General features: G+C 70.1%; 1 protein-coding gene and 1 pseudogene. Both read left to right on the top strand.

All coding sequences use genetic code 11. From position 1 onward, the window contains the following. A partial coding sequence (locus FY251_RS21235; RefSeq protein ID WP_148416903.1) for a hypothetical protein occupies positions 1-231 on the top strand: 231 nt, incomplete at its 5' end. A gap of 4 nt (positions 232-235) precedes the next feature. Continuing rightward, a pseudogene (locus tag FY251_RS21230) lies at positions 236-458 on the top strand (hypothetical protein); the annotation flags it as partial.

Raw genomic sequence — 458 nt, 5'->3', positions numbered from 1 at the left:
GTCGGCACGCTGGTGCTCGCGCTGACACTCTTCACAGCGGCGGCCGCGGCTGCGCCCGCGGTGGACGGTGACGACGGGACGAACGCCGTCGGCCCGCCCGGCGGTCTCCCGGATCAGGTCCCTGACTTTGTGACAACGATCATCGAAGCGATTCAGGAGTTCCTCGCCGGTGGGAGCGACGACAGCCCCGGCTCGGACGTGAGTGGGGCGGCGACAGGGGCCGGGACGTAGACCGATGAACGGAAAGCTGCTCGCCGTCGGCGGCGCTGTCGTGCTCCTGCTCGCGGGTGTCGGCGGCGCGTTCGTCGCCGGCCTCGGCCCGTTCCAGGCGGAAAGCAGCGGGCAGGACCTCTCAGAGTTCCCGACGGAGACGCCTGATAGCGATACCGCCAGCACTGAGGACGGAACCAATGCTGACGGCGGCGCGGCCAGTACCCCGCCGTTTGCGTTCACCGTCG

The organism is Haloferax sp. KTX1, from assembly GCF_902410085.1.
Classification (GTDB): Archaea; Halobacteriota; Halobacteria; order Halobacteriales; family Haloferacaceae; genus Haloferax; species Haloferax massiliensis.
This window is presented reverse-complemented; position numbering and strand designations above follow the sequence as displayed.